The 25,661-nt window shown below is 64.1% G+C and carries 23 protein-coding genes; 12 read left to right on the forward strand and 11 right to left on the reverse strand.

Annotated features, from left to right (window positions below):
• The first annotated feature begins 5 nt into the window (after window positions 1-5).
• The 5 genes from AAA989_RS05010 to AAA989_RS05030 all read left to right on the forward strand — a co-directional run bounded on the left by AAA989_RS05010 (window position 6) and on the right by AAA989_RS05030 (window position 3,750).
• A complete protein-coding gene (locus tag AAA989_RS05010; protein ID WP_338241587.1) occupies window positions 6-2,123 on the forward strand; it encodes a TonB-dependent receptor in 2,118 nt (705 codons plus the stop codon).
• Between the two features lie 220 nt (window positions 2,124-2,343).
• Window positions 2,344-2,526: a hypothetical protein gene (locus AAA989_RS05015; RefSeq protein ID WP_338241588.1), complete on the forward strand. Its 183-nt coding sequence runs from the start codon at window positions 2,344-2,346 to the stop codon at window positions 2,524-2,526.
• Entirely contained in the window at window positions 2,523-3,134 is a 612-nt protein-coding gene (locus AAA989_RS05020) for a hypothetical protein (protein WP_338241589.1), read from the forward strand. The genes AAA989_RS05015 and AAA989_RS05020 overlap by 4 nt, the downstream gene beginning before the upstream one ends.
• Window positions 3,131-3,556 (forward strand): hypothetical protein, encoded by a 426-nt coding sequence (locus AAA989_RS05025; RefSeq protein ID WP_338241590.1) that lies wholly within the window; start codon window positions 3,131-3,133, stop codon window positions 3,554-3,556. Before AAA989_RS05020 ends, AAA989_RS05025 begins: the two co-directional genes overlap by 4 nt.
• On the forward strand, window positions 3,553-3,750 hold the full coding sequence (locus AAA989_RS05030) for a helix-turn-helix transcriptional regulator (RefSeq protein ID WP_338241591.1): 198 nt from the start codon (window positions 3,553-3,555) through the stop codon (window positions 3,748-3,750). The genes AAA989_RS05025 and AAA989_RS05030 overlap by 4 nt, the downstream gene beginning before the upstream one ends.
• A gap of 14 nt (window positions 3,751-3,764) precedes the next feature.
• Here the strand turns inward: AAA989_RS05030 and AAA989_RS05035 are convergent, their stop codons facing one another.
• Genes AAA989_RS05035 through AAA989_RS05050 form a run of 4 tightly spaced genes read right to left on the reverse strand, consistent with a single transcriptional unit; the run spans window position 3,765 to window position 7,964 of the window.
• Complete coding sequence (locus tag AAA989_RS05035) at window positions 3,765-4,748, reverse strand: hypothetical protein (RefSeq protein ID WP_338241592.1); 984 nt, start codon at window positions 4,746-4,748, stop codon at window positions 3,765-3,767.
• Window positions 4,749-4,759: 11 nt separating this feature from the next.
• On the reverse strand, window positions 4,760-5,977 hold the full coding sequence (locus AAA989_RS05040) for an NHL repeat-containing protein (protein ID WP_338241593.1): 1,218 nt from the start codon (window positions 5,975-5,977) through the stop codon (window positions 4,760-4,762).
• A gap of 16 nt (window positions 5,978-5,993) precedes the next feature.
• On the reverse strand, window positions 5,994-7,124 hold the full coding sequence (locus tag AAA989_RS05045; RefSeq protein ID WP_338241594.1) for a pyridoxal phosphate-dependent aminotransferase: 1,131 nt from the start codon (window positions 7,122-7,124) through the stop codon (window positions 5,994-5,996).
• A 21-nt stretch (window positions 7,125-7,145) separates the two neighbouring features.
• Window positions 7,146-7,964, reverse strand: coding sequence for a sulfite exporter TauE/SafE family protein (locus tag AAA989_RS05050; RefSeq protein ID WP_338241595.1), 819 nt, complete (start codon window positions 7,962-7,964; stop codon window positions 7,146-7,148).
• Between the two features lie 93 nt (window positions 7,965-8,057).
• On the opposite strand from AAA989_RS05050, the gene AAA989_RS05055 reads away from it, so the two are divergent.
• Window positions 8,058-8,861, forward strand: a complete 804-nt coding sequence (locus tag AAA989_RS05055) for a class I mannose-6-phosphate isomerase (RefSeq protein ID WP_338241596.1) — start codon at window positions 8,058-8,060, stop codon at window positions 8,859-8,861.
• A gap of 20 nt (window positions 8,862-8,881) precedes the next feature.
• Here AAA989_RS05055 and AAA989_RS05060 read toward each other — a convergent pair whose 3' ends face one another.
• The 4 genes from AAA989_RS05060 to AAA989_RS05075 all read right to left on the reverse strand — a co-directional run bounded on the left by AAA989_RS05060 (window position 8,882) and on the right by AAA989_RS05075 (window position 13,533).
• On the reverse strand, window positions 8,882-9,667 hold the full coding sequence (locus AAA989_RS05060; protein ID WP_338241597.1) for an enoyl-CoA hydratase-related protein: 786 nt from the start codon (window positions 9,665-9,667) through the stop codon (window positions 8,882-8,884).
• Between the two features lie 53 nt (window positions 9,668-9,720).
• A complete protein-coding gene (gene gdhA / locus AAA989_RS05065) occupies window positions 9,721-11,070 on the reverse strand; it encodes an NADP-specific glutamate dehydrogenase (RefSeq protein ID WP_338241598.1) in 1,350 nt (449 codons plus the stop codon).
• Window positions 11,071-11,150: 80 nt separating this feature from the next.
• Window positions 11,151-12,023: a 3-hydroxyisobutyrate dehydrogenase gene (mmsB, locus tag AAA989_RS05070; protein ID WP_338241599.1), complete on the reverse strand. Its 873-nt coding sequence runs from the start codon at window positions 12,021-12,023 to the stop codon at window positions 11,151-11,153.
• Window positions 12,024-12,036: 13 nt separating this feature from the next.
• Window positions 12,037-13,533, reverse strand: coding sequence for a CoA-acylating methylmalonate-semialdehyde dehydrogenase (locus AAA989_RS05075; protein ID WP_338241600.1), 1,497 nt, complete (start codon window positions 13,531-13,533; stop codon window positions 12,037-12,039).
• A gap of 283 nt (window positions 13,534-13,816) precedes the next feature.
• Between AAA989_RS05075 and AAA989_RS05080 the strand changes: the two genes are divergently transcribed.
• On the forward strand, window positions 13,817-15,415 hold the full coding sequence (locus AAA989_RS05080; protein ID WP_338241602.1) for an alkaline phosphatase D family protein: 1,599 nt from the start codon (window positions 13,817-13,819) through the stop codon (window positions 15,413-15,415).
• On the opposite strand, the gene AAA989_RS05085 is transcribed toward AAA989_RS05080, so the two are convergent.
• Window positions 15,416-15,847: a cytidine deaminase gene (locus tag AAA989_RS05085; protein ID WP_338241604.1), complete on the reverse strand. Its 432-nt coding sequence runs from the start codon at window positions 15,845-15,847 to the stop codon at window positions 15,416-15,418.
• Window positions 15,844-16,515 (reverse strand): queuosine precursor transporter, encoded by a 672-nt coding sequence (locus AAA989_RS05090; RefSeq protein ID WP_338241605.1) that lies wholly within the window; start codon window positions 16,513-16,515, stop codon window positions 15,844-15,846. Before AAA989_RS05090 ends, AAA989_RS05085 begins: the two co-directional genes overlap by 4 nt.
• Before the next feature lie 111 nt (window positions 16,516-16,626).
• On the opposite strand from AAA989_RS05090, the gene AAA989_RS05095 reads away from it, so the two are divergent.
• From AAA989_RS05095 to AAA989_RS05105, 3 genes are all read left to right on the forward strand, one after another.
• Window positions 16,627-17,949, forward strand: coding sequence for a NupC/NupG family nucleoside CNT transporter (locus tag AAA989_RS05095; RefSeq protein WP_338241606.1), 1,323 nt, complete (start codon window positions 16,627-16,629; stop codon window positions 17,947-17,949).
• Window positions 17,950-17,960: 11 nt separating this feature from the next.
• Window positions 17,961-18,884 (forward strand): isopenicillin N synthase family dioxygenase, encoded by a 924-nt coding sequence (locus tag AAA989_RS05100; protein WP_338241607.1) that lies wholly within the window; start codon window positions 17,961-17,963, stop codon window positions 18,882-18,884.
• 233 nt (window positions 18,885-19,117) lie between these two features.
• Window positions 19,118-21,664, forward strand: a complete 2,547-nt coding sequence (locus AAA989_RS05105; RefSeq protein ID WP_338241608.1) for a TonB-dependent receptor — start codon at window positions 19,118-19,120, stop codon at window positions 21,662-21,664.
• A gap of 289 nt (window positions 21,665-21,953) precedes the next feature.
• Here the strand turns inward: AAA989_RS05105 and AAA989_RS05110 are convergent, their stop codons facing one another.
• Complete coding sequence (locus AAA989_RS05110; protein WP_338241609.1) at window positions 21,954-23,708, reverse strand: DNA methyltransferase; 1,755 nt, start codon at window positions 23,706-23,708, stop codon at window positions 21,954-21,956.
• Between the two features lie 278 nt (window positions 23,709-23,986).
• Between AAA989_RS05110 and AAA989_RS05115 the strand changes: the two genes are divergently transcribed.
• On the forward strand, window positions 23,987-24,655 hold the full coding sequence (locus tag AAA989_RS05115) for a recombinase family protein (RefSeq protein ID WP_338241610.1): 669 nt from the start codon (window positions 23,987-23,989) through the stop codon (window positions 24,653-24,655).
• A gap of 180 nt (window positions 24,656-24,835) precedes the next feature.
• Window positions 24,836-25,615, forward strand: coding sequence for a ParB N-terminal domain-containing protein (locus tag AAA989_RS05120; protein WP_338241611.1), 780 nt, complete (start codon window positions 24,836-24,838; stop codon window positions 25,613-25,615).
• The last annotated feature ends 46 nt before the right edge of the window (window positions 25,616-25,661 follow it).

Below are 25,661 nucleotides of genomic sequence, written 5' to 3' on the forward strand. Positions count from 1 at the left end.
ACCTGATGAAAATCCCCATCCGCCTTGCCCTACTTGCGTCCACCTGCACAGTCCTGATTGCCCCCTCGGTCGCCGCGCAGGAGGACCAGGACGCCCCGGCGGAGCGCGAGGCGACGGCCGCCGACATCGCCGCGGCGCAGGCCAGTCCCGACGACACCAGTGTCGTGCGCGACACCGACACCGGGGAGATCATCTACGTCTACGGTCGGGGCGAGCGGCGCATCGGCATGGCAGGCGCTGCCAACGAAGGCGGGGTGGCCGGTGCCGACATCGAGATCCGCCCGCTGCTGCGCCCCGGCGAGCTGCTGGAGGCGACGCCCGGCCTGATCGCGACCCAGCATTCGGGCGGGGGCAAGGCCAACCAGTTCTTCCTGCGCGGCTTCAATCTCGACCACGGTACCGATTACTCGGTCTACATCGACGATATGCCGCTGAATTTCCGGACCCACGGACACGGCCAGGGCTATCTCGACGTGAACGGCCTGATCCCCGAGACCGTGGCCCGCGTCGATTACCGCAAGGGTCCGTATCGCGCCGATGCAGGCGACTTCTCGTTCGTCGGGTCCTCGCAGGTCACGACCCACGACCGCCTGCAGCCCTTCGTCAGTGGCGAGGCAGGCAGCTACGACTACTTTCGGCTGGTCGCCGGTGGCTCGACGCCCCTCGGCGCGGGTGACCTGCTGGTGGTGGGGCAGGCCAAGTTCAACAACGGGCCGTGGGAGCTGGCCGAGGATTTCGACGGCTACTCGGCGTTCGTGAAATTCTCGCAGCCATTGGGCGATGGCGACCTGTCGCTCTCCTACAACTATTACAACGCAAGCTGGGCGCCGACCGAGCAGCTGCCCGAACGCGTGATCGGCACGCCGCTGTGCGAGGACCGCTTCTGCGCGCTCGACACGACGCTGCGCGGCACATCCGAACGCGGCATCTTCACGGCGGGCTACCGTTCGGACAGCTGGCGGGTGACAGCCTATGCCCAGCACTACGACTGGGAGCTGCTCTCGAACTTCACCTACTTTCTCGAAGACCCGGTCAACGGCGACCAGATCAACCAGTACGACGAACTCTGGACCTTCGGCGGACGGATCGAACACACGGCGCGTGTATCCGACAGCCTTTCGCTGCGGTTCGGAGCGGAGGGACGCTACGACGACATTGCCGAAGTCGGATTGGACGAGACGATCGACGGCGTGAAGGAATTCACCGTCGGAGCCTTCGCCGTCGACGAGGCCTCGCTGGGCCTTTACGCCGAAGCCATCTGGCGACCGACCGAGCGACTGATGGTCATCGGCGGTGTGCGCGGCGACTGGTACGATTTCGAGACCCGCGCCCTGGGCGGCGCGCTCAGCTGGTCGGGTGACGTTTCGGACGACACCTTCGCGCCCAAGATCGGCGTCAACTACGAGGTCGCCGATGGCTTCGCGCTCTATGCCAACTATGGCGAGGGCTTCCATTCCAACGATGCGCGCGGCGTGACCGCGCCCGTCGATCCCGCGCCGGGCCTGGTCGAGGGCGATTTCGAGGAAATCGGCGCCCGCTTCGAGCGCCCCGGCCTGATCGTCACGGGCGTCTACTGGTGGTCCCGCATCGACAGCGAACTGATCTACGTCGGCGACGCAGGCGCGGTGGAGCCCAGCGATCCGGGCCGTCGCAACGGCTACGAATTCACGGCCTTCTGGCGACCGACAGGCTGGCTGGCGGTGGATGCCGTCTGGACCGGCACGAACTCGCGCTTCGTCGGCCTGCCCGATGGCGAGGACTACGTGCCCGGCGCGCTGGAGAACTCGGGGGAACTGGGCCTGTCCGCCATCTTCGCCAACTGGAATGCCGCCGCGCGGCTGCGCTATCTCGGCCCGCATCCGCTGGTGGAAGACAACTCGGTCCGCGGCGACGCCACCACCCTGCTGAACGCGCGTATCGCCTGGACGCCGCAGGATATGTCGGTGCTGCGCGGATGGGAGTTCCACGCCGAACTGCTGAACGTGCTCAATTCCGACGACGACGATATCGACTACTTCTACGCCACGCGCTTTCCCGGCGAACCCGCAGCCGGGGTGGAGGGCCTCAACAGCCGCATCGTGGAACCTCGGCAAGTGCGAGTCGGCGTGACCCGGCGCTTCTGAGTGAAGGTTTATAGTGGGAGAGCGCATTGCGGGCGCTCCTCTGCTTCGGAAGCCCCGCCTGATTGCCCCGACTGCATGGGGGGTGACGGCGGGGCTTCTTCGTTTGCTTTCAGGTAGTTGCCATTCTCGCAATCAACCGTCCTTGTCGATTTGACAAGGTTCCTTGACATTTTCAGCGGAGAAGTCTAGTTTCCTTTACATGGTTTCAAGGGAGCTTGACATGAACACTATCGCAAAAGGGCTTGCCTGGGCCCTGGTCATCATTCTCACCGCCCTTGCGGGCCAGGCGGGGCTGATCGGCGGCGACGCCGCGAGGACGATGCTCATCGTTCTGCCCATCCTTGCCGTCGTCACCCTCAACCGGTCACGCACCTGCCGCCTCGCCCGGAACGATCAGGCATGAGCGCGCAGGCCGCCCAGTCGCGCCCCCGGCCGTGGCTATGGGCGGGGCTCTTCGTCGCCAACATGGCGCTGATCGCCGCCCTCTACGAACTGGGCGCGATAGAGCCGCCGACCCCCGCCATCCTGATCGCCGCCAACTTCATCCTGCTCGTGCCGATGGTGCGGGCGGGCAAGCAACACCAGGAAAACAAGGGTGCGATGAGCCCGGCGCTGCGCACCTACAACCGCCGGGTGCTGGCCTGCATGGCGGTCTACATGGTTGCCATGCTGGGCGGCGGCACGCTGCACGACCGGCTGGAGCCGGAAGGCCCGCTGCTGTGGTTGCTGGCGCTGCTTCCCCTTCCGCCCCTGCTGGCCTTCATCTGGACGATGGTGCGCTACTATTTCGAGGAGAGCGACGAATTCCTGCGCCACCGCGCAGTCACCGGCGCGCTCGTGGGACTGGTGCTTGTCCTCGTCGTGGGCACGGTCTGGGGCTTCCTGGAAATGTACGGCCTCCTCCCGCACATGTGGAACTGGTGGGTCTTTCCCATCTGGGCCATCGGTCTTGGCATCGGCACGTGGTGGCCGGCCCTCAGCGCACGGTTCGAGAAAGGAGATGCCCGATGATCGGCGATCTGAAGAGAAGGCCCGAAGTGCGGCGTTACCTGCTGCGGATCGCCGTCGCTATGGTGATCTATCTCGGCTCGCTTTACGCGGCTGAGGTGCTGATCGAGGATGGCGGCCTCTCGGGCGTCCCGGCCTTCGCCCTGGCAGCCCTTCCCGGCCTTGCCTTTGCCGCGGTGTTCTGGATCCTCGCCCGGCTGGTGGTGGAGGAGCGCGACGAGTTTCAGCGGCTGCTCTATGTGCGGCAGATGATCCTCGCCACAGGTATCACGCTGACTGCCGCTGCGGTCTGGGGGTTTCTCGAAACCTACCTGCCCGTTCCGCACATTGCCGCCTTCTGGTGGCCCACGATCTGGTGCTTCGGCATCGGCGTGGGTGCGATCTACAACAAGCTGACTCTCGGCGCTTCGGGGAACTGCCTGTGAAGAACCGCTTGCGCGTGCTGCGCGCCGAACGCGAGTGGAGCCAGCAGGACCTTGCCGAACGGCTGGACGTGAGCCGCCAGAGCGTGAACGCCATCGAGACCGGCAAGTACGATCCCTCGCTTCCCCTCGCCTTCCGCATCGCCGACCTGTTCGGCCTGGCGATCGAGGAGATTTTCCTCCGCGACGAAGGGTAGGAAAGCGCCCTGTCCTAGAACAGGGTCTGCCCCAGTGGCACCGCGAGCCCTGCCTGCTGCGCGATCATGCCTGTCCACTGCTGCATCTGCTCGATCTCTTCGGTGACGATGGCGGGCGTGCCGTCGCCGTCGGCGAACTCTCCGCCAAGCTTGGAATGGCTGCGGAAGCGGGGGCCGTCGACCACCTGCTCGATCCGCTCGGGCGATACGGCCATGCCCGCATGGTCGAAGACCGCTTCCAGTGTGGCGGCCCGCTCGATGTCGAACCGGTCGCCGTCGAGCAATTTAAGCCGCGCACCCTGCGGACCCGCACGCAATCCGGCGAAGTAGCGCTGCGACAGGAACCAGCCGAGGCTGGCGGCCTGAAGATCGCTCATGCTGAACTGCTCGCGAGGGTCCATGCCGAAATCCATCCCGGCATAGCCCATCATCTCGAGATAGAGCTGCCGCCCCCAGCGCCGCCCCATCAGCCCGCGCCTTGCGACGCTGCGCAGGAACGACGGCAGATCGTTGGTCATCAGCACCGCCTTCGCATCGGGCCGCGCGGCCAGCAGTGAAGCGATCAGCCTGTTGGCATGGTTGGTTGGCTTGACGAACACCCCTTCGCCCTTGCCCCACGGACGTGAGAGCAGGTCGCACACCGGCTTGACCAGCGACTGCGCCGCGTCGCCTGCTTCCGCCAGCCGGGCGATGATGCCCGGCTCCGCCAGTCCCGCCGAAACGCCTTCAATCTCCAGCGCGCGCACCAGCAGGGTGGAGCGACAGAACGCGGTGTGGAAGATGAAATGCAAGGGGCCGGTTTCGGGCTTCAGCCCCTGCACTTCGTCGAAGGTCAGCCAGGCCTCGTCCTGCGGGCCGGCCGGCTTGCAGTCCGCTAGAAAGGTGGGCGCGGCCAGCACCTCGCGCTCGACCCGCACGAACTGCATGCGCCGGCCGGCAAGGTCCAGCGCATGCGGCAGCCAGCGCGGGTCGCGCCCTATCTCGGTCAGGTTGGTCACGCGAAGAAGCGTTAGTCGGTCATGCCCGTCATGACAAAGCGTTGGACGCGGCGACCGGTGCTGACCTCGGTGGTATAGACGTTACCGTGGCTGTCGACATCGACGCTGTGCAGCCAGATGAACTGCCCGGGATAGCGCCCGTTGCGCCCGAAGTGGCCGATGATCTCGTGCGTTTCGCGCAGCAGGATCCACACCCGGCCGTTCATCATATCGGCCACGTAGACGTACTTGCCGTCCGGGCTGAACGCGACGTCCGACGCGGTGCGGGTGCCGCCGGTTTCCTCGGCGATCACCACGTCTTCGAGGAATTCCACCCCGTCGGCGGTCTCGCGGAAGACCTGGAGACGATTGTTGCGGCGGTCGCATACGTAGATGGTGTCGTCCGGCCCGCGGGTCACGCAGTGGACGATATCGCCGAAGCTTTCGCTTTCCGGATTGGCGCCGCCATCACCGGTGCTCGATGCCTGCGACTGGTCGAATTCGCCTTCGCGCGTGCCCCCGTCGGGATCGGTGCCATAGGCGCCCCACAGGTGTTCGAAGGCGAGGTCGTCGGCTCCGAACTCGATGATGCGCTTGTTGATGTAGCCGTCGGCCACCAGCACGCTCTCGCCGTCGAAATTGATATCGGCGGGGTTGCCCAGGTACTGCTGCGACATGTTGCCATCGGTCTGCTGGCGCGTGCCGATCTGGCGGATGTATTCGCCGTCCGTGGTGAAGTTCAGCACCACGTGGTCGCCGCCGCCGTTGCCGCCGATCCACACGTTGAGATCGTCATCGACGTAGAGCCCGTGGACGTTGGCAGGCCACTGCTCGTCACCGATCTCGGTGCGGTCGCGGCCCTCGCCTTCATAGGTGCTTTCGCCCGGCGCCAGATCGGTGCCGCCCCAGCTGCGCAGGATATTGCCGTCCTGATCGAACTGGATGACATGCGGCGGGGCGTTGCAGCAGGCAACGCTCATCCCGCTGTCCGCGCCGGTATCGGTGAAGTCCAGCGAATTGGGGCGATTGAGGATCCAGATGTTGTCGTTCCGGTCGACCGCGAGACCCGGCGTCTGGCCCAGGGTGATGTTCTCGGGCAGCTGCGGCCAGCTGGCATCGACCGCGAAGGTGGGCATGGGAACGGCCTCGTTCAGATGCTCGCTTTCCACCTCGACCAGGGTGTCGGCCAGGGCGGGCGAACTTGCCAGAAGCGCGGCACCCATGGCCGCCGAACTCAGAAACTTGGGCATCAATTCTGTCTCCCTTTCATGCGGCCCCGAGGCCATCGATCACTTCCGGCAATGCGGCGGTGTAGCGCGCGACGTCTTCGAGCCTGCCGGTACTCACACGCGAATATTGCGTCCACGGGCCGTAGGCGCCGCGAATGATGATGCCGCGATCGCGCATCGCCGTCTGCACGGCGTCGGCGTCGGGCACTTCGATGTAGACGAAGTTGGTCTGGCTGGGCAGCGCCGTCAATCCGCTTCGCGCGGCGGCGTCGAGGATCATTTCCCGCCCTTCGAGGATGGCCGCCCGGCTCTGGTCGAGAAAGCGGGTGTCGTCGTAGCTGGCGATGGCGGCGGCAAGGCCACAGGTGTTGCCGCCAAAGCTCATCATGTGGCTGCGGATGCGCTCGGCGTTCTCCTCCGAGGCGATGGCATAGCCCACGCGCATGCCCGCCATGCCGTAGATCTTGGAGAAGGTGCGGCACACGATCACGTCGCGCCCCTCGCGCACCAGATCCACAACCGAATTGCCCGGGGGATCGTCGGTCAGCTCGTTGTAGGCTTCGTCCACCAGCAGCGTTGCCGTGGGCGTCACCGTATCCGCCAGCGCACGCACTGCCGCAGGGGCGATCAGCATGCCGGTGGGATTGTTGGGATTGCAGATCTGGACCAGCGACACGCTTTCGTCGCAGGCGGAAGCGATGGCCGGCATGTCCACGTTCATGTCGCCCGCCAGCGGCACGCGGATGGCTTTCACGCCCTGCCGCTCTCCGTATTGCACGGTCGTATCCCAGAACAGGCCCGGACAAAGGATCGCTCCCTGGCGCCCCCATGCCAGCGCGATGGCGGAAAGGATCTCGGTCGAGCCCTCGCCGACGACCACGTTCTGGGGACTTACCGAATGCCGTTCGGCAATCATCTCGTGCAGCTTGCGAAGGCCACGGTCGGAGTAATAGCAGCCCTTGGCGGCCGCCTCGCTCGCTGCTCTCAGGGCGCTGGGGGCCGGGCCGTAGGGGTTCTCGTTGCGCGCCAGCATCGCGATGCCGTCTCCGGGTCCGAAGTGGTCTGGGGCGGATCCGGCCGCCGCGCCATGCGCGCGAAGCGGCGGACTTGCCGCCAGGGTTGCCAGCGCGGCTGAACCGCCGAGAAAATTCCGTCGTGCCATGGTCATGGTTTGGGCCCCTTGCATGCGTTACGAATTGAAGATCATCGTCACTCCGACAAAGACGAGGTAAATTCCGAACACCCGCCGCAGCAGCTTGGCAGACAGGCGGTGCGCCAGCGCGACGCCCAGCGGTGCGAACAGCACGCTGGTGACGATCACCGTCAGCGCGGCGGGCAGATTGACATATCCCAGCGATCCCCACGGGAGACCGCTTTCGTCGAGCCCGATCAGCACGAAGCCGATGCTGGCGGGCACGGCGATTATCGCGCCCATGCCGCTGGCCGTGCCGATGGCGCGGTGGATGCTGGTGCCGCACAGCGTCATGGTCATGGTGGTGATGGTGCCGCCGCCGATACCCAGCAGCGAGGACACGAGGCCAAGGCCGCCGGCCAGCCCCGCACGGGTGACGCCGCCGGGCATGGCCTCGGCCAGTTGCCGCTCGTGCACGCGCGGGCTGAGGAAATGCACGGCGAAGGCCAGCACGCCGACGCCGAAAATCAACGCCAGGGTGGAGGAGGTGACGAGGTCCGCCACCCACGCACCCACCACCGTGCCGCCGACCACCCAAGGCGCCCAGCTTTTCAGCACCGATGTATCCACCGCATCGCGGCGCGCATGGCTGAACACCGAACGCAGCGAGGTGAAGATGATCGTGGCAAGACTGGTGCCGACGGCGACATGGGTCAGCTGATCGGGAGCGGTGCCCAGCAAAGGCAGGATCAGAACGAGCGCCGGCACGACCACGAAACCGCCGCCGATGCCGAAAAGTCCGCCCGCAAAGCCCGCCGCCGCGCCTGCCGCCAGCAGGGCGAGAAATGGCATCAGCAAGGCGGTGTCCCCGGTCACGATCCGGCACCCTACGCTGCACCGCAGCATCGGGCGAGACAATTTTTGGTCCGTACTGGTTTTGGCAATGGTTGCCGCCTAGACAGGCTGACGATGCTGCTGCCGATCCGAACCGTGGAGAAAGTCTGGGGCCGCGACGCGCTGCCCGCGCCGTTCGTCGCTCCCCAGGGCAAGCGCATCGGCGAGATCTGGTTCGAACCGCCCGAACGGATGTCCGACCTGCTGGTGAAGTACCTGTTCACCAGCGACAAGCTTTCGATCCAGTGCCACCCGAACAGCCAGCAGGCGCAGGCAGCCGGACACGGCTCCGGGGGCAAGGACGAATGCTGGATCGTGGTCGCCGCCGATCCGGGCGCGACGCTCGGCATAGGGTTCGACCGAGCCCTCGATGCCGACGCCCTGCGCGCCGCCGCGCACGACGGCTCGATAGAGGACCTGATGACCTGGTTCGAGGTGCAGGCGGGCGACGTTTTCTACATTCCGGCGAACACAGTGCATGCCATCGGGCCGGGATGTTCGATCATCGAGATTCAGCAGAACTCGGACATCACCTATCGCCTGTACGATTACGGCCGCCCGCGCGAATTGCACCTCGATGCGGGCATGGAAGTGGCCGATGGCTCTCCGTACGATCGCGACCTGATGCAACGCCTGCCTGGCCACGGCAGCGCGTCGCTGGTGGACGGCCCGTTCTTCCGCATCGACTGGGTCGACGGCGTGCCTGCCGAAGACCTGCTCTACAGCTATGCCGCGCCGCTGCTTGTGCTGCCGCTCGCGGGCGAGGTGCTGGCCGACGGCGAGGTGGTGAAGCCCGGCGAGTGCGCGCTGGCACCCGACCTTGCCAGCGTAACCTTCGCGCCGCAGGGCAAGGCGCTGGTGACCGCGCCTGTCGATTGACGACTATCGCTGCGGGACGCCTAGCGCCCCGTCCACTTCGCCTCGCGCTTCTCGACGAAGGCCTTCATGCCTTCCGCCTTGTCTTCCGTCGCGGCCAGTACCTGGAACAGGCGGCGTTCGTATTTCAGGCCCTGGTCCAGCGTGGTCTCGAAGGCCGCGTCCACCGCTTCCTTGTTGGCCACGGCGGCGAGCGGAGCCATTCCGGCAATTGCCTCGGCAGCCTTCATCGCCTCGTCCAGCAGGTCGTCGTGAGGGACGAGGCGCGCGACGAGGCCGCTTCGCTCCGCTTCCTCGGCGTCCATCATCCGGCCCGTGAGGCACAGGTCCATCGCCTTGGCCTTGCCCACGGCGCGGGTCAGGCGCTGGCTGCCGCCCATGCCCGGCAGCACGCCCAGCTTGATCTCCGGCTGGCCGAACTTCGCATTCTCCGAAGCGATGATGAAATCGGCCATCATGGCCACTTCGCAGCCGCCACCCAGCGCGAAACCGTTGACCGCGGCGATCCACGGCTTGCGGGTACGGCGGGCAAAATCCTCGGTCCACCCGGAGAAGAAATCCTCGGCGTACATCTCGGCAGAAGGTTTGTCGGCCATCTCCTTGATGTCGGCACCGGCGGCAAAGGCCTTGTCGCCGCTGCCGGTCAGCACCAGGCAGCGCTGGCCCTTGTCGGCATCGAAGGCGGCGAAGGCCGCGATCAGTTCGGCCAGCACGCCGGAATTGAGCGCATTGAGCGCCTGGGGACGATTGAGCGTGACGAGAGTAACCGCGCCGCGCTGTTCCACGAGAATGTTCTGATAGTCTGCCATGTGCCTCCTGATAGGCCCGCCGCCGCGCGACATAAAGGGCCAAGCTCGATTGCCTACACCACGCCGAATGCCAGCATGGCATCGGCCACTTTCTTGAAACCGGCGATGTTCGCGCCCCTGGCATAGTCGACGTAACCGTCGTCTTCGCCGTACTCCACGCACTTGCCGTGGATGTCGCGCATCAGGTCGGCGAGCATGTCTTCCAGCCTGTTTCGCTCCCAGCTCACCCGCTCGGCGTTCTGGCTCATCTCCAGCCCGGATACGGCAACGCCGCCAGCGTTCGCCGCCTTGCCCGGCGCAAAGAGCACCCTGGCATCGCGCAGGATATCCACTGCGTTCGACGTGGTGGGCATGTTCGCCCCTTCCACCAGGGCACAGATGCCGTTCTCCACCAGCGCCTTCGCCTCCTCGTCACCGATCTCGTTCTGGGTCGCGCAGGGCATGGCGATATCGGCATCGACGCTCCACGGGTCGCCGCCTTCCTTGAACGAGGCGGAGGAGAACTTCTCGGCATATTCGCTGATCCGTCCGCGCCGCTCCAGCTTCAGGTCCTTCACCCATTGCAGCTTGTCCGCATCTAGGCCCTCGGGATCGTGGATGCATCCGTCGCTATCGGAGAGGGTGAGCACTTTCGCGCCCAGCGCGACCAGCTTTTCAGCTGCGTGCAGGGCGACGTTGCCCGAACCGGAAATGACGACTTTCTGCCCTTCGATGTCGCGGTCGATGCCCTCCAGCATGTTCCGCAGGAAATGCACCGCGCCATAGCCCGTCGCCTCCACCCTGACGGCCGAGCCGCCATATTCGCTGGCCTTGCCCGTCAGCACGCCTTCCCAGCGTCCGGTGATCCGCTTGTACTGGCCGAACAGGTAGCCGATCTCGCGGCCGCCGACGCCGATGTCGCCGGCAGGCACGTCCACCTCTGTGCCGATGTGGCGATAGAGTTCGGTCATGAAGCTCTGGCAGAAGCGCATGACCTCTGCCTCGCTCTTGCCCTTGGGGTTGAAATTGGCCCCGCCCTTGCCCCCGCCCATGGGCAGGCCGGTAAGCGAATTCTTGAAGGTCTGCTCGAAGGCGAGGAACTTCAGCACGCTTTCGGTCACCGAGGGATGGAAACGCAGGCCGCCCTTGTACGGCCCGATGGCGTTGTTGTTCTGCACCCGCCAGCCGCGCTCCACGCGGATGTTGTGATCGTCGTCCTCCCAGCAGACGCGGAACGAGACGATCCGGTCCGGCTCCGCCATGCGCCGCAGGATTTCCGCCTCGTGATATTCGTGCTTGTCCTCGATCCAGCCGAAGATGTCCTTCGACACCTCGTGCACGGCCTGGACGAACTCGTCCTGGCCCGGATTGCGCTTCTTCACGCCCTCCATGAACGTATCGAGATCGGGACACTGGGCAGACATCGGCGCTCCTCGTGCAATCGCGGACGCGCGGCCTTGCGCGCCTCTGGATCAGGCGCTTGAAGGACCCGTCGGTTCCTGACCTAGTCGTATTCGGTGATGATCGCCGAGAAGTCGCGGCTGCCGTTGCCCGCTCCGTCGAACGCCTCGTAAAGCTCCTTCGCCAGCGAGCCGATGCGCGGATTGACGTGCGCGGTGGCCGCGGCGTCCATCGCCAGTTTCAGGTCTTTCAGCATCAGCGCGGTGGCAAAGCCGCCTTGGTAATCGTTGTCCGCTGGCGACTTCGGCCCCACGCCGGGCACGGGGCAATAGCTGGTCATGCTCCAGCACTGGCCCGAACTGACAGAGGAGATGTCGTAGAAGGTCTGCGGATCGAGGCCGAGCTTCTCGGCCATCTTGAACGCTTCCGCCGTGCCGATCATCTGCACCGCCAGCAGCATGTTGTTGCAGATCTTGGCGGCCTGCCCGTTGCCGGCGTCGCCCGCATGGATCACGGCCTTGCCCATGTCCTTCAGCACCGCCTCGGCGCGCTTGAAGGCCTTGTCCGTGCCGCCGACCATGAAGGTGAGCGTGCCGCCTTCCGCCGCGGCAATGCCGCCCGATACCGGCGAATCCACCATGTCGTGTCCGGCCTCTTCCGCCGCCGCGATCACCTCGCGCGCGGTGGCGACGTCGATGGTGGAGCAATCGATCAGCACGGCATCGCCGGGAGCGTGACCGATCACCTCGCTTGTGTAGACCGTCTTCACGATCTGGCCGTTGGGCAGCATGGATACCACGGCCTCGACGCCTTCACAGGCCTCGGCCGCGGTGGCGAAGGTCTCGCAACCGTTTTCGCGCGCGGCCTCCAGCGCCTTTTCCGAGAGGTCGAAGGCGCGCACCTCGTGCCCCGCCTTTGCCAGGTTCGCGGCCATTCCGCCGCCCATGTTGCCAAGGCCGATGAATGCGATTTTCATGCTGTCCGCTCCTTCAGAGAGTGGGAATCAGGAATGCGTTCGAACCATTGCCGCCGCCGTCCGGCCAGCGCTGGGTCACGGTCTTCACCTTGGTCCAGAACTTCAGCCCCTCGGTGCCGTACTGGTTGGTGTCGCCAAAGGCGCTGCGCTTCCAGCCGCCGAAGGTGTGATAGCTGACCGGAACCGGGATCGGCACGTTCACGCCCACCATGCCGACCTCGACCCGGCTGGCGAACTCGCGCGCCGCGTGGCCGTTGCGGGTGAAGATGGCCACGCCGTTGCCGTACTGGTGCTCGCTCGGCAGGCGAACGGCGTCCTCGAAATCCTTGGCCCGCACGATCTGCAGCACCGGGCCGAAGATCTCTTCCTTGTAGCTTTCCATGTCGGTGGTGACATGGTCGATCAGGGTCGGGCCGACGAAGAAGCCGTCCTCGTGCCCCTGCAGGCTGAAGCCGCGCCCGTCGATCACGATCTCCGCGCCTTCCTTCTCGGCGGTGTCGATCCAGTTCTCGATGCGGGTGCGATGCTCGGGCGTGACGACCGGGCCGTAATGCGCCTCGGGATCGTTGGACACGCCCACGCGCAGCCCCTCGATCGCGGGGATCAGCTTTGCCTTCAGCCGTTCCGCCGTATCCTCGCCCACGGGCACCACCACCGGCAGCGCCATGCAGCGCTCTCCGGCAGAGCCGAAGGCCGCACCGGCAAGGTCGTTCACCACCATGTCGAGGTCGGCGTCGGGCATCACGATGCCGTGGTTCTTGGCCCCGCCCATCGCCTGCACGCGCTTGCCGTTGTCCGCGCCGCGCCGGTAGACGTAGTGCGCGATATCGCTCGAGCCCACGAAGCTGATGCCAGCGATGTCGGGATGGTCGAGAATGGCGTCGACCATTTCCTTGTCGCCGTGCACCACTTGCAGCAGGCCCTTGGGCGCGCCCGCTTCCACGAACAGCTCCGCCAGCCGCACCGGCACGCTGGGATCACGCTCGCTGGGCTTGAGGATGAAGGCGTTGCCCGCCGCCGTCGCCATGCCGAACATCCACATCGGGATCATGGCCGGAAAGTTGAACGGAGTGATACCCGCGCCGATGCCGATCGGCTGGCGCATGGAGTAGACATCGATGCCGGTGCCCGCACCCAGGGTATGCTCGCCCTTGGCGACCTGCGGGATGCCGCAGGCGTATTCGATCACTTCCAGGCCGCGCTGCACGTCGCCCTTGGCATCGTCCACCACCTTGCCGTGCTCGCTGGAAAGCAGCTCGGCCAGTTCCTGCATGTTGGCCTCGATCAGCTCCTTGAAGGCGAACATGACGCGCGCCCGCTTCTGCGGGTTCATCGCCGCCCACTCGGGCTGCACCTTCCTGGCGCCTGCCACCGCGCGCTCCAGCAGCTGCGCGTCGCCCAGCGCAACCTGCGCCTGGACTTCGCCGGTCGAGGGGTTCCAGATATCGTGAACACGCCCGCCTTCGCTGGCGTAGTGTTCTCCATCGATGAAATGCCGGACCTGGCGCATGGCTGTGGGTTCCTCTCTCGCGATTGGTCTTGCCGCCCCGCCTGTCAGGCGAGATAGTTTCACGCAAGACTATTTTTCCGGGGCGTGCCGCAACTGCGCCCGTTCGTGCTCCAGCCCCGAAACGCAGGCGCGGCGGCATTGGTGCCCGGAAAGACAGAACGACGACCTCGCAGGGGCCCGACGGTCCGGACTATGCGCACAAAAATCAGCGCGATGTAAGAATGGCTTCACAAGCGCGGGGCACGGGGCACGCGTCGTCCACTCTCAAGAAAGCGCGAATCGCATGTCGGACCTGCTCGGCAAACGACTGGAACTTTCCCGCCGGCACCTGCTTCAACGCTTCGGCGGCGGCGCGGTAGCCGCAATGGCGCTCGTGCAGGCAGGCCCGCTGCTCGCCTCGCCGGTGTTCCGCACCTATCCCTTTCAACTGGGCGTCGCATCGGGAGATCCGGCCCCGGACGGGTTCGTCATCTGGACGCGTCTGGCGCCGGACCCCCTCGACATCGATTACGGCATGCCCGCAGCCGCCGTGGAAGTGGGCTGGGAAGTCGCCGCGGACGAAGTCTTCCGCGAAATCGTGCAGACCGGCACGGCTCTCGCCCGGCCCGAACTTGGCCACGCGGTCCACGTGGAAGTCGCGGGCCTGCAACCGGGTCGCCCCTACTGGTATCGTTTCACGGCCGGGCGCGAGCGCAGCCTGTGGGGACAGGCCCGCACGCTGCCCACCGCAGGCGCGCCCGTCGAAAGGTTGCGCTTCGGCGTCGCCGGGTGCCAGCACTTCGAGCAGGGCTATTACACCGCCTATCGACACCTCGCGGCAGAGAACCCCGAATTCGTCTTCTGTTACGGCGACTACATCTACGAAGGGCGGTCGAACCGCGTCTGGAACGGCGGGGAGATGGGCCCGATCGAGAACGTACGGCAATACGCCGGGGACGAGCTCTATTCGCTAGGCGACTATCGCCGCCGCTACGCCCAGACGCGCATGGATACCGATCTCCAGGCGGCGCATGCCGCAGCCCCCTGGTTCATGACCTGGGACGACCACGAGATCGACAACAACTGGACGGCCGAGATCGACCAGGACGGAACGCCTGCGGCCATATTCGCACTGCGCAAGCAGGCGGCGATGCAGGCCTACTACGAGCATATGCCGCTGCGCGCATCGTCCATGCCCGTGGGGCCTGCCATGCGGCTCTATCGCCAGGCCAGCTATGGCGACCTGCTCGACCTGAACCTCCTCGACACGCGGCAATACCGGAGCGACCAGCCGTGCGAAGACCGGTGGGGCCAGCCCTGCGACACGATAGGCCGCCGCGATGCAGAGGTGCTGGGCCGCGCGCAGGAGAGCTGGCTTTTCGAGAGGCTGCGGCAGTCGCAGTCGCGCTGGCAGGTGCTGGCGCAACAGGTGATGATGATGGACCTCGACCGGACGCCGGGAGAGGTGCGCACCGAGAACCTCGACAGCTGGGCCGGCTACCGCGAACCGCGCCGCCGCCTGCTGGAAACCGTGCGCGAACAGGGCCGCGGCAACGTGGTCGTGCTGACGGGCGACGAGCACCAGAACTACGCGGGCGAACTGCACCTCGACGGCCAGCGGCCCGACGCACGCCCGATCGCGACCGAATTCGTCACCACGTCGATCTCGTCAGGCGGGAACGGCGTGGACCAGCGCGCGGACACCGCCGCCATCCAGCAGGAAAACCCGCAACTCAAATGGCATAACGCCCGGCGCGGCTACGTGATCTGCGACGTGACGCCCGATGTCTGGACTACCGAATACAGGACGCTGGACAGCGTGACCGAACGCGGGGCGGAGATCCGCACCCGCATGCGCATGGCGGTGGACCACGGCAGGCCGGGCTCGCTGGCCGAAGCGTGATCAGCCGCTGGTCAGAGTGAAGGCGGAGGGCAGCAGCGCACCGATGGTCGTCGTCACGCGTTGCCTGCCGCTGTGATCGCAGCAGACGACCGCGATGTCCCGGCCCGATAGGGTGGCGGCCTCCATGATTGCCTGTCGACATCCGCCGCAGGGCATCACCGGCTCTCCCTCGTCGCTGGCGGCGAAGCGCGGACCACCGACCACGGCCAGCCGCGCGACGTTCTCCAGCCCGAAGGCGATCTGCGCCGCCGCCAGCGCCGATTGCTCGGCACACACGCCCAGCCGGTAGCAGGCGTTTTCCATGTTCGCGCCCAGGGCGATGACACCCTGCGTGCTTTCCACGGCGCACCCGACGAGGAAATCGGAATAGGGCGCATGGGCCTTCCCGCGCGCATCCAGTGCGGCCTTCACCAGTTCGTCCGTGTCACTCATTGCGCGATCCATCCTTGCCGTGCGTCGAGCCGTCGCGCCACTGCAATCGCGCCGACGATGAGGAAAGGCACCAGCACGAAGGACAGGACGACCTTGGTCACGGCCTGCCCCACCAGCAGGCCGCCGATCGGAAACTCGCCATAGAATGCCAGCGTGATGAAGATCAGCGTGTCCACCGCCTGGCTGATGGCCGATGCGATGGCACCGCGCGCCATCAGACGGAACCCGCTTCCCTCTCCGGCCCGGCCGCGCAGCCTGTCGAAAATCCACACGTTGAGCAGCAGCGAGATGCCGTAGGCCACCGGTCCCGCCGCCATGATGCGCGGGGTCTGCGCATGCACCCGCTCGAAGGCGGCCAGATTTTCCGTGGGCATGTCGGGCGAAGGCGGAAGGACCAGAACCAGCCCGATCAGGGCGATCGAGGCCGCCAGCGGAAGGAACCCCCACAGCACCATCCGGTCCGCCGTGGCCTTGCCATGCAATTGCGACACGGCGCTGGAAATGACGACCAGCAGCAGGAAGGCGAGAATTCCGCTCTCGACGATCAGCGGACCAATGGCGAACTGCTTGTAGGCCAGCACGCCCGCGATCACCGTCATCCCGCCGTAAAGCATGGCGAATACGAAGAGAGATCGTGGCGGCGATTCGACGGGCAGCGTACGGTCCATTCCGGTTCGCTATTCAAGCCGGATGGCAATTGAAAGACTGCTGCCGAGAATTCGTTTGAACCGCGTCTTGCCATGGGCAAGATGACGGCCCGCACAGCCACAGGAGTATGCGTGCCTCCCCAGTTTGTTTCGCTTGCGGGGATCGCCGTGATCCTGCTGATCGCGGTTGTGCTGTCCAGTGCCAGGCGAAGCATCAGGCTGCGCGTCGTGGCCTCGGCCTTCGCCCTGCAGGCCGGGATCGCGGCCCTTGTCCTGCGGACCGAATGGGGCGCGGCGATGATCCAGGCGATGGCCAACGGCGTGGCCGCGCTGCTTTCCTATGCCGATGCCGGCACGCAGTTCCTGTTCGGCAGCAACGATGCCAATCCGCTGTCCGACACCTTCGCGCTGGGCGCGCTGCCGGTGATCGTGTTCTTCGCCTCGCTGGTGTCGATCCTCTATCACTTGGGCGTGATGCAGCGGCTGGTCCGCTGGCTTGGCGGAGCGATCGGCTGGATCACCGGCATATCAAAGGTGGAATCGCTCGGCTCTGCTGCGAACATCTTTGTCGGACAGTCCGAAAGTCCGCTGGTCGTGCGCCCGTATCTCGCTGCGCTCTCGCCCTCGCGACTGTTCACCCTGATGACCGTGGGCATGGCGGGCGTGGCCGGCACGATCCTGGCCGCCTACGCCGGGCTGCTGGGCGCGAGCTACCTTCCCGTGCTGCTGGCCGCAGCCTTCATGTCCGCGCCCGGCGGCATCCTGATGGCCAAGATCATCATGCCCGATACAGAGGAGGCTTCGCCCGAGGCGGAGGGCGAGCTGACTCTGCCGCGCAGCCGGATCAGCGCCGAAGGCCCAGCCGCGATAACCGAGGGCGGCGAACTGCCGCACGAGGTCGAGGTGGCCGCGCATTTCGATGCCGATGGCCGCGCCGCCAACATCATCGAAGCCGCGGCGCAGGGCGCGCAGACCGGCCTGCGGCTGGCCGTGGCGGTCGGAGCCATGGTGCTGACGTTCGTTGCCCTGATCGCGCTTGCCAACGGCATCCTCGGCGGCGTGGGCGGATGGTTCGGCGTGCCCGACCTGTCCTTCCAGCAGATCCTCGGCTGGGTGTTCGCTCCGATCATGTATCTCATCGGCGTGCCCTGGGCGGAGGCGGGAACGGCGGGAGGCCTGTTCGGCACCAAGATCGTGCTCAACGAATTCGTCGCCTTCATAGACCTTGGCGCGCTGGAAGACGGGACGCTGGGCCCGCGCTCAGCCGCCATTGTCACCTTCGCCCTGTGCGGCTTTGCCAATTTCAGTTCCATCGCCATCCAGATGGCCGTCACCGGAGGTCTCGCTCCCAACCAGCGGCCCGTGATCGCCCGGCTGGGGCTGAAGGCGCTCGCCGCCGGTTCACTCGCCAACCTGATGAGCGCGGCCCTCGCCGGGCTGCTGCTGCCGCTGTAAGGATTTCGCCCATGGATTCGATCGCCACCATTTCGCTCGCCCGCCCGCTGCCGGAAATCGCAGACGAGCTGGGGCGAAGCTTCGCCGAGTACGGCTTTGCCATCGTGCGCGATCACACGATCCCGCAGGACCTGATCGACCGAGCCGAGACAATGGCGCGCGAATTCTTCGCCCTGCCCGCTGACGTGAAGCATGGCTATCATGTCGAGGGCGGCGGCGGTGCGCGCGGCTATACGCCGTTCGGGACGGAGATCGCCAATGATGCCGAGGTTCACGACCTCAAGGAATTCTGGCACATCGGCCGCAGCCTGCCCGCCGATCACCCGCTTTCCCGCTACATGCAGCCGAACATCTGGCCTGCCGAGGTGCCGGGCTTCCGCGACACCTTCGAACGCCTCTTTCATGCCTTCGAGGACACCGGATCGCTGATCCTGGGCGCGATCGCCCTCCACCGGGGCCTGGATGCCGACTGGTTCGAGGACAGCGTGAAGGATGGCAACTCGGTGATGCGGCTGCTGCATTACCCGCCCCTGCCCGCCGATGCGGCGCCGGGGGCGATCCGTGCGGCGGCGCATGGTGACATCAACACCATCACCCTGCTGCTTGGCGCGGAGGAAGCGGGGCTGGAATTGCTGGACAGGCGGGGCAACTGGATACCCGTGTCGCCGCCGCCCGGCGCTCTGGCCGTGAACGTTGGCGACATGCTGGATCGCCTCACCAACGGCAGGCTCCGGTCCACCACTCACCGCGTGGTCAACCCCACTGGCGAGGCGGCCAGGCGCTCGCGCTATTCCATGCCGTTCTTCCTGCATTTCCGGCCCGACTTCCTGATCGAGCCGCTGGAGAGCTGCGTCGAGCCCGGAGAGGAACCGCAGCCCCCGATCCTTGCGCACGATTACCTGCTGCAAAGGCTGCGCGAGATCGGGCTGGCCTGAGCCACCCGAAAGCCGGGAAAGCAGCCCGGCCCCTTTCCGAATCCGCCCCATTCCTGTTGCAATGCAGCAACAGGCTGCATGCCGAATGCTGCAATGCACCAAATGTGTCCGCGACGGGTTCGCCAGCGGGCCGGATGACACGCGGGTGCAAAAAAACTGTTGGGATCGAAAGCTAGGGGGAACGCGGCAAGCCAGACGGCTCCGATTCACACCTTTCTTGGGACATTCCTGACATGAAACTCCGCTATCTCCTCGCGGCGAGCGGCATCAGCCTTGTTGCTGTCGCCCTGGCCAGCCCCGCAGCCGCCCAGTCGACGGGCTCCACCGATTTCGAAGAGAGCACGATCATCGTCACCGGCGCGGTGAACCGCGATGTCGGCGGCGTACAGATCCCCGAAACACCCCGCGCAAAGCAGGTGCTGGACGAGGAAATCATCCGCCGCCAGCGTCCAGGCCAGTCACTCAACGACATCGTCAACCTCGTGCCCGGCGTCAGTTTCCAGAACAACGACCCCTGGGGTTCGTCCGGCGGCGGCTTCACGATCCGCGGCTTCGGGGCGGACCGCGTCTCGCAAACGCTCGACGGCATTCCGCTGAACGACAGCGGCAACTACGCGCTCTACACCAACCAGCAGGTCGACACCGAGGTCCTGTCCTCGATCAACGTCAACCTCGGCACCACCGACGTCGACAGCCCGACTGCTTCTGCCGCCGGTGGCACGATCAACATCCGCACGCGTGAGCCTTCGGACTTCGCCGCCGTCACCGCGACGGCCACCTACGGCCAGGTGCTGGCCAGCAATTCCGAGAACACCGATTACTATCGCGGTTTCGCGATGATCGACACCGGCGACATTACCGGCAACGGCCTAAAGATGTTCGGCGCGATCAGCTACACGAACTATGGCGTGCCCTACAATCCGTACGGCGAGATCGACAAGACGCAGGTCAACGCCCGCATCTGGCAGGACCTTGGCAGCAACGGCGACTTCATCTCGCTGACCGGCCACTTCAACGAGAACGTCAACAACTTCGCCGGCTCGGAAAGCTTGGGCGCACTCGTCGCGCTTTCGGACGGTGACGTTCAGGAAGCTCTGGAGGAAGAGACCGGCCTCTCCGTTGGCGAAGCACGCTTCGAACTCTACCGTTTCAGCGGCGAATTCCCCTGCACCGTCCCCTCCAACGTCCTTCTCGGCGGCGGCGGCACGAACGGCGAATCCGAACGCTACGACGATCGCAACGGTTGCGGCGCGGCGTTCTATCGCCGCTACAACCCCTCGCGCACCGGCAACCTTCGCGCGAACTCGCTGTTCACCCTCACCGACCAGCTCACCTTCGCGCTCGATGCGAGCTACCAGTACGTGAAGGCCAACGGCGGCGGTCCCGACGACCTGCGCGAGGCATTTTTCGTGCCGGACGGAACGACCTCGGAACTCACCGGGGCGTTCAACGGCGGTTATTACTTCGGGCGCGACCTCAACGGCGACGGCGACATGCTCGACCGCATCGCTGGCAACGACCCCAGCCAGACCCGCACCGACCGCTTCGGCGTGGTGGCCAACCTGATCTACGAGATCAACGCGGACCATAGCGTGCGCGCGGCCTATACGCTGGATCACGCCCGGCACCGCCAGACCGGCGAGATCACCACCATGCTGGAGAACGGCGAACCCCTCGACGTCTACGCGATCGACAGCCCGCTGCTCGACGTCAACGGCATTGAGGTGAACAAGCGCGATCGCCTGTCCTACGCAATCCTGAACCAGCTCTCGGCGGAATATGCCGGCCACTTCGGCGACCTCAACGTGGTCGCCGGCCTGCGCCTGCCGTTCTTCACCCGCGAGCTGAACCAGTATTGCTACACCACGTCGGACAACGGCTTCGTCGATTGCCCGAACCCGGGTCAGGATCTAGCCGCATACGAAGCGGCCAATCCCGACTATGTGCCGCCGATCTCGCGCGAATACGACTATGACAAGCTGCTGCCCTCGGTCGGCTTCGTCTACGAGATCACCGACGCGGTATCGGCCTTCGGCAACTATAACATGGGCATCTCGGTGCCGGGCACCGACCCGCTCTACGATTCGCTCTACATTCCCGAAGACCAGCGTGCCCGCCCGGTTCCGGAAACCACCGACAGCTTCGATGCGGGCTTTCGCTACACCAGCGGCCGCATGCAGGCGCAGATCGCCGGCTGGTACACCCGTTATTCGAACCGCCTTGCTTCGGCCTTCGACCCGACGGCGCGCAACGGCGAAGGGGCCGTGGTGTTCCGCAATCTGGGCCGCGTCGACAAGTACGGTCTCGACGCCTCGGTATCCTACGCGCCTACCGACGACACGCTGCTGTACGTCTTCGGCTCGCTGAACGAATCCGAGATCAAGGACGACGTCCAGACAGGCGTGAACGATGCCGGCAATCCCGTCTTCCTGCCGACCGGTGGGAACGAGGAATCGGGCACGCCGAGCTACAGCTTCGGCGGCCGCGCCCAGGCGTTCATCGGCGACCTGGAAGTGGGCCTGCAGGCCAAGCACACCGGCCCACGCTGGATCAACGACCTCAACACCGACAAGGCACCCTCGTACACGCTGGTCGACATCGACCTGCGCTACAACATCGCCGAGTTCGGCAACGGCACCACCGCCGCATTGCAGCTCAACGTCACCAACATCTTCGATGAATACTACATCGGCTTCTTCGGCGGCTCGCTGGACGGCTTCGGCTTCGCCCAGATCGGCGCTCCGCGAGCGGCCAGCGTTTCACTGATCCTGGGCTACTAGAGGGAGAAACCTGGGGCCCTGGGCGGCGGCACCCTAACGGGTTGCCGCCGCCAACTTTTTGGCGCCTCGACGTTTGTTGCACGGGGAAGCGAAGACTGCATCGCGCAAGGCGGGATTTGGGCGAGAAGGTCGGAATTTGCTGAAATGGTGCCAGAAGAGGACCCACACCCTGAAGTTCAAAACAAACGGATTTCCGCCGTTTCTCGTAAGCTTCACTTTGGCGTATGTGCTCTGCATTTGCACCTTCTTCAAGTGCGGAAAGCAGGAGCAGCAGCCAACTAAGGGTGACTTACAGGAATGACGACTGCTTGCTGGCGCCAGCGGCCTTTTTGTAAATCACGGTTGGATCGACATAGGGCAACCTGGGCCTTTCGCCTTCCAGAATTTCCTCAACTGTCAGGATTTGAAGAGCGTCATATTTTACGCCGTGGACCTCGATTTTACCGGCCTTGCGAGCGAATTCTTTCATCTTCGCAGTTGGCTTGTTCAGGCACACGAATACCCCAAATCCCATGCTTTTGTTATCGTCGCGGGTAACACCGTGAAGATCGCGAAGGTCTGAAAGCTGAGACTTGCCGGATTTTACCGAGACCACAGCCCACTTCGCTGCTTTTTTGTAGCCATTCGGTTTGAACGGTATGCGACCATCTACGCCTCCGTCAGCGCCTTTTTTCTCATTCGGCTTGCCGTCGACCGTAGTTACTGCCCATATCTCAAAGGCCTTCCGATCTCGCAGGGCGAGCAATTCAGCTCCTTTGATATCTTGTGGTAGCCCATTGACTTCGTAGTCCTTTCCAATGCCTTCTTGAAGGTCTGGAAACGAGCCTCCCAACCTTGTTCGTTTGATCAATTGAATAGCAAACGACGAAATGTCGATTCCTACCCATTGGCGCCCCAGACGCTCGGCGGCTTCGATTGTGGTGCCGCAACCACAGAAAGGGTCGAAAACCACGTCATTGGGATTTGAGCTTGCCTCGATAATTCGCGTCAGCAGGGAGAGGGGCTTCTGAGTTGGATATCCCAACCGTTCAGCTGCGCGAGTGGAAAGCCACCTAACATCTTCGTCTATTCCATCGGTAGTGCCGAACACCGTGCCAGATGTGTAAGGCTGGAATGCCCAAATATCAGAAGCAGCGACGCCTCTAGTGGGGTCAACTTCCATATTGGGCAACGGCCAAGCTTCGCCGGGAGTGATGGTGATCAACCCCTCTTTGTAAAGTAGCTCCAATTTCTCGGGGGTCGACAGATCTGAGATGTCAGGCTTTTCAGCGAACCCTTCCCAGATAGATTTGGGAATTGCCCAATGGCGACCCTTTGCTGTCGGATTGAAGCCCCGCCAACTATCACCGGATGAGCCGGTCCGCGTGCCGCTTCCCGTCAGCACATTGCCGTAGTAGTCGGTGCGATACTTTCCGTCTGCACCACGAACCAAGTGTTCCTTCACGTGACCAAGCATGTATGGCCGTCGAGGTGGGTTCCAAACGAATTCATCAGACTTTGTGTAGTAAAAAATTATGTCGTGTATGGGAGCCCATCTCTTGGCCTTCCCATGGCTCCCCGTGCGTCTCCAAACGATTTCGCTGCGGAAGCGGCTGGGTCCAAATATCGCGTCGAGGACCAATTTGAGATAGTGGGACGCGGTGGGATCGCAATGAAGATAGAGCGATCCTGTTGCCTTCATGATCCGGTGAATTTCGATCAGGCGAGCAGCCATGTTCACCAAATATGCCATCATTGGAGAACGACCCAAGCTTTCCCTGAGCGCATCTACCAGAGTGACAAGCCTTACCGCGCCGCGTTCACGAACGCGCTCTAGCGCCTCGTCCGCCGCCTCATCCCATATCCAAGTATCTTTAAAGGCGGTCCACTGGGCCTCATCAACATCGAGCTCTTCATTCTCAAAGAAGACGTTGTAATCTTCATCCGACTTGAAGGGCGGATCAAGATAAACAAGGCCGACTAACCCATCGGGCAGCCGCCCCATCACCTCAAGGTTATCGCCGAAATATAGTCGCCGGAGCGGTTTGGTCGCCTCAGAGCTCACCTGCAATCCCTTCAAACATCTCGAAACAACCACACCACGTCGCATCGCCGAGAACAACAACAGAGCGTTGGCTTTACCGGAATTTTTGAGGTCAGCTCATAGCGCCGCTCATGGGACCTTATGCGCCGAGATATGGGACCCTATTCCAAAAGCGAGCGTCAACGGTTCCATTTTTTGGACCCCCGACAATCCCGCGCCCGCCGTGGTCCAAAGCGGTTGCGGGAATGAGGTTTTTCTGTATGATTTCTGACAACGTCCGTTGACTGAAAGCATACACAATGACCACATTCGTCGCCTACGCCCGTGTATCGACAGCAAAGCAAGGCCGCTCAGGATTGGGGCTGGATGCTCAAGAGCAGGCAATTAGAGCCTTCGTCGGGCCAGGGGATAACCTTCTCGCACCAACATACGTCGAAGTGGAGAGCGGCAAGCGTAACAATAGGCCGGAGCTCGCGAAGGCGCTCGCCCACGCAAAACTTACTGGGGCCACACTCTTGGTAGCCAAACTCGACCGGCTCGCGAGGAACGTTCGGTTTCTCCACACTGTTTTGGAGAGCGGCGTAGAGGTGGCGTTCTGCGACTTGCCGCAGGTTAAAGGGGCGATGGGTCGCTTTATCATCAACCAGATGGCTGGAGTGGCCGAGCTCGAGGCTGGACTGATCTCAGAACGGACGAAGGCTGCCCTCAGTGCGGCAAAGGCGCGAGGCGTCCAGCTTGGGGGCTATCGCGGAGGTCGCAAAGTCGACCCAGCTCATGGCCTCGCTGAGCGCCAGCGCAGAGCTGCAGAGTTCGTCGAACGCGTTTCGCCCGCTATCACAGAGGCTAGGCAAGAGGGGGCGAAAAGCCTGCGGGAAATCGCCTCCTATCTGACAGAGCAAGGTGTTAAGACCCGCCGCGGAGGGCCTTGGGATGCGGCGAAGGTCCGTCAGGTCATACTAGCGACCTAACTGGTTGTTCTCCAAAGCTTCTGGCTCTTGCGGAAACTTGGCCCAAAGCGTATCAGCGCGTGTGCCTATGCACACTGCATAGGTCTTTTTCATAGACTGGACCTGACCTTGAATGGTGTCGACGCCCCCAATCGGATGGCGTGGAAGCATGAAGCTGACACGCTTGTCACACTTGATCGCATGACGACCGAACTACTCGAAGCCGAGCCGTCCGAACTCCAGCTCGACGAGATCAACCAAGCCCCGGCTGTCTTTCAGGTTCGTTATGACAGCTTGGCCTTTTCTCCCGGGCAGAGCGCCAAACACGTCGAGAACCTATCGAAGGCAATACGGAGTGATGGAGCTCTCGACCCAGTCAGCGTCGCAGCTTTTGGCAATAAGTGGTATCTCCTTGATGGCCACCATCGTATCGAAGCCTACCAGCGGACCGGCTGGCACGCCGCTATTCCGGTGAGGCCGTTCACCTCTCCTGAGAGAGGGCTTCCCCGCGTCCTTTGGGCTCAAAGTTTAAGCCTCGCGGAAAACAAGAAAGACCGGCTCAACATTAGTGGAGCCGACCGGCAAGATGCCGCTTGGAGGGCCGTGCTCCAAGACTTCGGCTCAATCAGCGAAATTGCCAGCATGGGCGGTGTGTCGCGGAGACAAGTTTCTAACATGCGGCAAGCAAAAACTGCGCTGCTGGAGGCCGGTCATAAGTTACCACGCTTGATGAGCTGGGGCTGGCGACAGGCCATGTTCGAGAGAAGAAGGCTAGACGACGACGGCCCGTCTAATTTTGACTTTCAGGAAAAGCTGAGGCGCGATCTGGCCAAACGCGTTAAGGCCGCGTTGGACCTTCGCCCACCGGCTGCAACTCTGCTCGAAATGCTCGAGGCCATGAGACCCGGGATTTCGCTCGAGCTAGAGACCGTAATACATGCAGCCAAGAAGGAGAGCCGAAATAGCGAGCCGAAAATCTAGTTCCTGTTTGGCGTAAAAGGACAAGCCCAGAGCGAGGGAGAATAAC

This window comes from Aurantiacibacter hainanensis, assembly GCF_036321025.1.
GTDB lineage: Bacteria > Pseudomonadota > Alphaproteobacteria > Sphingomonadales > Sphingomonadaceae > Alteraurantiacibacter > Alteraurantiacibacter hainanensis.